The sequence below is a fragment of the Streptomyces sp. NPDC126510 genome (assembly GCF_040302345.1).
Taxonomy (GTDB): Bacteria; Actinomycetota; Actinomycetes; order Streptomycetales; family Streptomycetaceae; genus Streptomyces.
The window spans coordinates 1-6,430 of sequence record NZ_JBEORR010000084.1 but is presented as its reverse complement, the minus strand read 5'-3'; the positions used below and the strand labels follow the sequence as shown (position 1 = coordinate 6,430).

Here is a 6,430-nt window from a genome sequence, read left to right as displayed (position 1 = left end):
GCCACCATGCACAACCTCGCCATGGCAGGGTGAAACAGCAGGTCAGCCATCACCCAGCCATGCCCGCCGCCAAGCCTTCTGCAACACCCTTTAGGTCGTGTCCGCAAAGTCCCGCCTGCCCCTCGACGCCTGGCACGTACTCTCGCCGCACCGGACGAAGACCCAACTACATCCAGTACGAGGGACTCCACCCGGCACGCCGAGAGCACGCTCCCCCAAGCTCTCGGATCCGCTCGAGCAGGGGGCACCCCCATGACGCCGCGGGGCCCGCCCTCCGGGCGGACGACCCGGAGGCGGCCCCGTCCCTCTACCGGTCGCTGCTCGTCGAGATCGAGGCACTCATCGCCGACGGCGTGTATCCGCCCGGCGTCCCCGACGTGCGCCCCCTGGCCGAAGGACCGACGGCGCTGCAGCAACTCGAAGCGGGCCAGACCCGTGGCAAGCTCGCCCTCGATCCCTGGCGTTAGGGCGCCCGCGGCCCACCGCATTGCTCCGCTGTCCCCCGAGGGGCGGCTGCGACGCGTGCAGAGGACGCGGAAGCCACCAGCCGCTACCGCCATCGCGTTCCCGCACCGGGCCAAAACCTGGTCCGCAGCCACCTCCACGGAGATCCGTCCCTCCACGGAGATTCATCAGGAACCCCATCCCGCACGGAGCCAGCGGCCCGGCAAGGGCCATAATCGACCCGTGAGTGCAGAAGACAGCACCCGTGCCACCGCCGCGGGCTCCAGGGCCGAGGCTCCCGGCCCCCGCCCCGAGCCCCTGCGCTTCTTCGGCACGACCTGGCTGGACCACGACAACGGCTACACGCCCCGTCGTATCGCGGTCGCCGTCGGCTCCCTCGCCACCGCGGCCCTCTCCTGCCTGGTCCTCCGCCTCGCCTACCAGGGCCTGCAGATCGCCGCGATCGGCGGCTTCGTCACGGTCCTCATGGTCGCGATGTTCGCGATCTGCAGCGCGATGGCCTTCCGCCACACCTGGACCGGTTTCACCAGCCGCCCCGACCCCGAGCGCCAGGCGTCCCTGCGCGGCCTCCTGACCGTCGGCTTCGTCGGCTCACTCCTCGCCTACTTCCTCCGCTCCCTCACCGAGGCACCCGGCGAGAAGCTCCACCGCCAGGAGTACGAAGAGGCCCGCAGGCAGTACGAGAAGCGCACGACCCGCCGCTCGGGCAACCCGAAGAACCGCCGCCGGGCGTAGCGTCCGGCGCGCGACGACCGGGAGGGGCCGTCAGGCGGGCCGGGACTGGCCCGACTCCTTGCACCTCACCCCACCCCTCCCCTCCAACTCCCGCCACTCTCACCCTTCACCACCGCGCCCCCCGGCCACCATGGCCGTATGACCACACCTCCCTCCGCCCACCACCCCACCGGAGCCCACCCCACCCCCGAACCCGCCCGGACCGCCCGAGCCCACTCCTTCAACGTCGCCGCAGCCCAGTACGCGGCCAACCGCCCCTCCTACCCCCCGGCCCTCTTCGACGCGATAGAAGACCTGACCGGCCGCCCCCTCACCGGCACCCGCGTCGCAGACATCGGCGCCGGGACCGGCATCGCCACCGCCCTCCTGCGTGCGAGGGGCGCGAACGTCATCGCCGTGGAACCCGGTGACGGCATGGCGGCCCAGTTCCGCCGCACCCTCCCCGGCATCCCGATCATCCGCGGCACGGGCGACGACCTCCCCCTCACCGACGACTCGGTCGACCTCCTCACCTACGCCCAGGCCTGGCACTGGACCGACCCCGCCCGCGCCGTCCCGGAAGCCCTGCGCGTCCTGCGCCCCGGCGGCGCGCTCGCCCTGTGGTGGAACACCGACGCCCTCGACGTCCCCTGGATCGCCGAGGCCGCCGCCCGCACCGAGCGCCACTTCCGCATCGACGTCTCCGCCGAGAAGCGCAACATCGACCACCGCGCCGCCGACCCCACCGGCCTCCTCGACTTCACCCGCCGGACGGTCCGCTGGAGCCGCCGCGTCCCGGTCGACACCCACCTCGCCAACATCGGCAGCCACTCGGTCTTCCTCACGCACGACCCGGAACGCACCGCATCCTTCCTGGCCGAGGAACGCGAGCACCTCCTCCGCACCTTCCCGGACGGTCTCGTGGAGGAGGTCTACGAGGTCGTCCTCCTCCTCGCCGAGACCCCGGCCTGACGCGCACCAGCCGGTAGGCCGCTCACGCACGGGCCGGTAGGCCGCCCACGCACCGCCAGAAGGTCCCGCCCCACACGGCCGCTTGACGCCCCCGACCGCCGGGAGCATTATTCATCACATGATGAATAATGCTCCCGGGAACTCACCACGCCCGGACCCCGCCCCCACCCCCGACCGTCCACCGACACCGGACACCCCAGCCGTCCACGCCGAGAACCTCACCGTCGTCCGCGGCCCCCGCACGGTCCTGCGCAACCTCGGCTTCACCGTCCCCCGCGGCCAGATCACCGGCCTCCTCGGCCCCTCCGGCTGCGGCAAGTCGACCCTCATGCGCGCCCTCGTCGGCACCCAGGCCAAGGTCACCGGCACCCTCGACGTCCTCGGCCGCCCCGCCGGCCACCCCACCCTGCGCACCCGCATCGGCTACGTCACCCAGGCCCCGTCCGTCTACGACGACCTGACGGTCCGGCAGAACCTGGACTACTTCGCCGCGATCCTGAACCCCGGCCGGGCAGCCGCCGACCGCCGCGCCGAAGACGTCACCCGTGCGACAGCCGACGTCGACCTCACTACCCACGCCGACTCCCTCGCCGGCAACCTCTCCGGCGGCCAGCGCAACCGCGTCTCCCTCGCCGTAGCCCTCCTCGGAGCCCCCGAGCTCCTGGTCCTCGACGAACCGACCGTCGGCCTCGACCCGGTCCTGCGCCGCGACCTGTGGAACCTCTTCCACGACATCGCGACCGGCCGCGGCGCCACCCTCCTCGTCTCCTCCCACGTCATGGACGAGGCCGAACGCTGCCACCGCCTCCTCCTCATGCGCGACGGCGAACTCCTCGCCGACGACAGCCCCGACGCCCTGCGCGCCCGCACCGGCGCCGACACGGTCGAGGACGCCTTCCTCCACCTGGTCGACGAGGCGAACGCAGCAACCCGCACGAAGGAGACGACCCGATGACCACCACCCCGACCACCCCGACCAGGACGACCGCCCCGACCACGGCGACCACCCCACCGAGGGCCCTGAACGCCTCCCGCACCACCGCCACCGCGGCCCGGGTCCTGCGCCAGCTCACCCACGACCCCCGCACCATCGCGCTGCTGGTCCTCATCCCCTGCGTGATGCTGTTCCTGCTGCGCTACGTCTTCGACGGCAACCCCCGCACCTTCGACAGCATCGGCGCGTCCCTCCTCGGGATCTTCCCGCTCATCACGATGTTCCTGGTGACGTCCATCGCCACCCTGCGCGAGCGCACCTCCGGCACCCTCGAACGCCTCCTCGCCATGCCGCTGGGCAAGGGCGACCTCATCGCCGGCTACGCCCTCGCCTTCGGCGCCCTCGCGATCATCCAGTCCGCCCTGGCCACCGGCCTCGCGGTCTGGTTCCTCGGTCTCGACGTCACCGGCAGCCCCTGGCTCCTCCTCCTGGTGGCCCTCCTCGACGCCCTGCTCGGCACGGCCCTCGGCCTCTTCGTCTCGGCCTTCGCGGCCTCGGAGTTCCAGGCGGTCCAGTTCATGCCGGCGGTGATCTTCCCGCAGCTCCTCCTGTGCGGCCTGTTCACCCCGCGCGACACCATGCACCCGGCCCTGGAGGCCCTCTCCGACGTCCTGCCCATGTCGTACGCCGTCGACGGCATGAACGAGGTCCTGCGCCACACGGACATGACCGCCACCTTCGTCCGGGACGCCCTGATCGTCGCGGGCTGCGCACTCCTGGTCCTGATCCTGGGCGCGGCGACCCTCAGGCGCCGGACGGCATAGCCGGTCCGGCGCGACGTCCCGCCCAGCGGACACCCGAGCCGTCCCCCACTCCCCGGTGCGAGGATGGACCCCGGACGACGCACCCTTCGGAGGCACCCCGCGCCATGACCCAGAAAGTCGCAGTCCTCGGCACCGGCAAGATCGGCGAAGCCCTGCTCAGCGGAATGATCCGCGCCGGCTGGACCCCGTCCGACCTCCTGGTCACCGCCCGCCGCCCGGAACGAGCGGAAGAGCTCCGCACCCGCTACGGCGTCACCCCGGTCCCCAACGCCGAAGCCGCCAAGACCGCCGACACCCTGATCCTCACGGTCAAGCCGCAGGACATGGGCACCCTCCTCGACGAGCTCGCCCCCCACGTCCCCGCCGACCGCCTGGTCATCAGCGGCGCCGCCGGCATCCCCACGGCCTACTTCGAGGAACGCCTGGCCCCCGACACCCCGGTCGTCCGCGTCATGACGAACACTCCCGCCCTCGTCGACGAGGCCATGTCCGTCATCTCTGCCGGCACCCACGCCACCGCCGACCACCTCGCCCACACCGAGGAGATCTTCGGCGCCGTCGGCAAGACGCTCCGCGTCCCCGAGTCCCAGCAGGACGCCTGCACCGCCCTCTCCGGCTCGGGCCCGGCCTACTTCTTCTACCTGGTCGAAGCCATGACCGACGCCGGCATCCTCCTCGGCCTGCCCCGCGACAAGGCCCACGACCTGATCGTCCAGTCCGCCATCGGCGCCGCGACGATGCTCCGCGACAGCGGCGAACACCCGGTCAAGCTCCGCGAGAACGTCACGTCCCCCGCCGGCACGACGATCAACGCCATCCGCGAACTCGAGAACCACGGCGTACGGGCCGCCCTCATCGCCGCCCTCGAAGCCGCCCGCGACCGCAGCCGCGCCCTGGCCTCCGGCAACAACAGCTGAGCACCCGGGGGCGGGCCCGACCCGCCCCCGACACCCCTCAGACCCCCAGCCCGGCGGCCGCCCCTACCTCCTCCCCAGCGGGCAGCAACCCGATCGCGCGATACGCCGCGTCCACGGTCGGCCGGGCCATCCCCCGAGCCCGCCCCGCCCCGTCCCGCAGCACGCCCTCCACATAACCGGGATCGGCACACAACTCCTTGTGCCTCTTCCGCAGCGGCCGCAGCACCTCGACCACAGCCTCGGCGGTGTCCTTCTTCAAGGCCCCGTACGACCCGTACGCACCACTCAACCGCTCCGGCTCCCCACCCGTGCACGCCGCGAGGATCTCCAGCAGATTCGCGAGCCCCGGCCGGGCCTCGCGGTCGTACACGACTTCCCGCCCGCTGTCGGTCACGGCCCGCATCACCTTCTTGCGCACCACGTCCGGCTCGTCCAGCAGATAGACGATCCCCGGCCCGACGTCGTCACTCTTGCCCATCTTGGACACCGGGTCCTGCAGGTTCATCACCCGCGCCGCCACCTCCGGCCGCGTGGCCCGCGGCACCACGAACGTATGCCCGTAGCGCTGGTTGAACCGCACGGCGATGTCCCGCGCGAGCTCCACATGCTGCCGCTGATCGTCCCCGACCGGCACGGCGTCGGCCCCGTACGCCAGGATGTCCGCCGCCATCAGCACGGGATACGTCAGCAGCGACAGCCGCACGCTCCCGCCCCGCCGCTGCTCCCGTGCGGCCTTCTCCTTGTACTGGATCATCCGCCGCATCTCACCGTCGGTGGCCACGCACTCCAGTACGTAGGACAGCCGGGCGTGCTCGTCCACATGGCTCTGCACGAACACCGTGCAGAGCTCCGGATCCAGCCCGGCCGCCAGCAGCAAGGTCGCCGACTGCCGGCTCAGCCTGCGCACCCGTGCGGGATCGTGGTCCACGGTCAGGGCATGCAGATCCACGACACAGAACAACGCCTCCGCCTCGTGCTGGTCCACGGCAGCCCACCGCCGCATGGCCCCCAGGTAGTTCCCCAGCGTCAGATGCCCCGTCGGCTTGACCCCGCTGAAGACCCGTGTCATCTCTCCTCCACCTCCCGGTCGGGACCGCCGCCCCGGGCGGCCGCCCCTCCGTGGTTCCGGGAGGGAGAAACGAAAACGGCCGCCGAAGCGGCGGCCGTCGAGTGCATACGTGAGCGCGGCCGCCGTCAGGCGGCCCACCACAGCTGGGTGCACGTACGCGTCGTCATGCAGCCCAGGCTACGCCCCGGAAGTGCCGCCCGCCCTCGAGTTGACACGCCCTACCCCCATCCGTAGTGTTCTCCGAGTTGCCCGACGTGAGCGCCGACTCCGGTCGGTCCCCGGGCAGCCAATCCGCAAGTACTCACCACTATTCGACGCGCAGTACATCTGTCGTCGCTTCATTGGCATGTGTATTTACGGAATGAGGAATCCCCGTTCGAAAGGACGCGGCCCCCGATTGGCTCGGGAGCCGGGGAATCCGCTAAAGTCTCACTCGTCGCAACGGCCCAACAGCCGCGAAGACAAACCCCGCTGACCGGGGATCAGGCCCGAAAGGATCTGATAGAGTCGGAACCGCCGGAAAGGGAAACGCGGA

At 71.5% G+C, this 6,430-nt stretch carries 6 protein-coding genes; 5 read left to right on the top strand and 1 reads right to left on the bottom strand.

Annotated elements, in window-relative coordinates; genetic code table 11:
• The first annotated feature begins 687 nt into the window (after window positions 1-687).
• The 5 genes from ABTX60_RS42955 (at window position 688) to proC (ending at window position 4,826) form a co-directional block, all read left to right on the top strand.
• Window positions 688-1,200 carry an EamA/RhaT family transporter gene (locus tag ABTX60_RS42955; protein ID WP_352102037.1) on the top strand — a complete coding sequence of 171 codons (513 nt, stop codon included), beginning with the start codon at window positions 688-690 and terminating at the stop codon, window positions 1,198-1,200.
• Window positions 1,201-1,338: 138 nt separating this feature from the next.
• Window positions 1,339-2,151 (top strand): class I SAM-dependent methyltransferase, encoded by an 813-nt coding sequence (locus ABTX60_RS42950; protein ID WP_352102036.1) that lies wholly within the window; start codon window positions 1,339-1,341, stop codon window positions 2,149-2,151.
• A 118-nt stretch (window positions 2,152-2,269) separates the two neighbouring features.
• Window positions 2,270-3,106, top strand: coding sequence for an ABC transporter ATP-binding protein (locus ABTX60_RS42945; protein WP_352102035.1), 837 nt, complete (start codon window positions 2,270-2,272; stop codon window positions 3,104-3,106).
• Complete coding sequence (locus ABTX60_RS42940; protein ID WP_352102034.1) at window positions 3,103-3,909, top strand: ABC transporter permease; 807 nt, start codon at window positions 3,103-3,105, stop codon at window positions 3,907-3,909. The genes ABTX60_RS42945 and ABTX60_RS42940 overlap by 4 nt, the downstream gene beginning before the upstream one ends.
• A gap of 104 nt (window positions 3,910-4,013) precedes the next feature.
• Window positions 4,014-4,826 (top strand): pyrroline-5-carboxylate reductase, encoded by an 813-nt coding sequence (proC, locus tag ABTX60_RS42935; protein ID WP_352102033.1) that lies wholly within the window; start codon window positions 4,014-4,016, stop codon window positions 4,824-4,826.
• A gap of 37 nt (window positions 4,827-4,863) precedes the next feature.
• Here proC and trpS read toward each other — a convergent pair whose 3' ends face one another.
• On the bottom strand, window positions 4,864-5,895 hold the full coding sequence (trpS, locus tag ABTX60_RS42930; protein ID WP_352102032.1) for a tryptophan--tRNA ligase: 1,032 nt from the start codon (window positions 5,893-5,895) through the stop codon (window positions 4,864-4,866).
• Window positions 5,896-6,430: the final 535 nt, after the last annotated feature.

Excerpts from the sequence above, each read along its gene's own strand:
- ABTX60_RS42950 (WP_352102036.1), top strand. The coding sequence starts at position 1,339 with ATGACCACACCTCCCTCCGCCCACCACCCCACCGGAGCCCACCCCACC.
- proC (WP_352102033.1), top strand. The coding sequence starts at position 4,014 with ATGACCCAGAAAGTCGCAGTCCTCGGCACCGGCAAGATCGGCGAAGCC.
- ABTX60_RS42940 (WP_352102034.1), top strand. The coding sequence starts at position 3,103 with ATGACCACCACCCCGACCACCCCGACCAGGACGACCGCCCCGACCACG.
- ABTX60_RS42945 (WP_352102035.1), top strand. The coding sequence starts at position 2,270 with ATGATGAATAATGCTCCCGGGAACTCACCACGCCCGGACCCCGCCCCC.
- trpS (WP_352102032.1), bottom strand. The coding sequence starts at position 5,895 with ATGACACGGGTCTTCAGCGGGGTCAAGCCGACGGGGCATCTGACGCTG.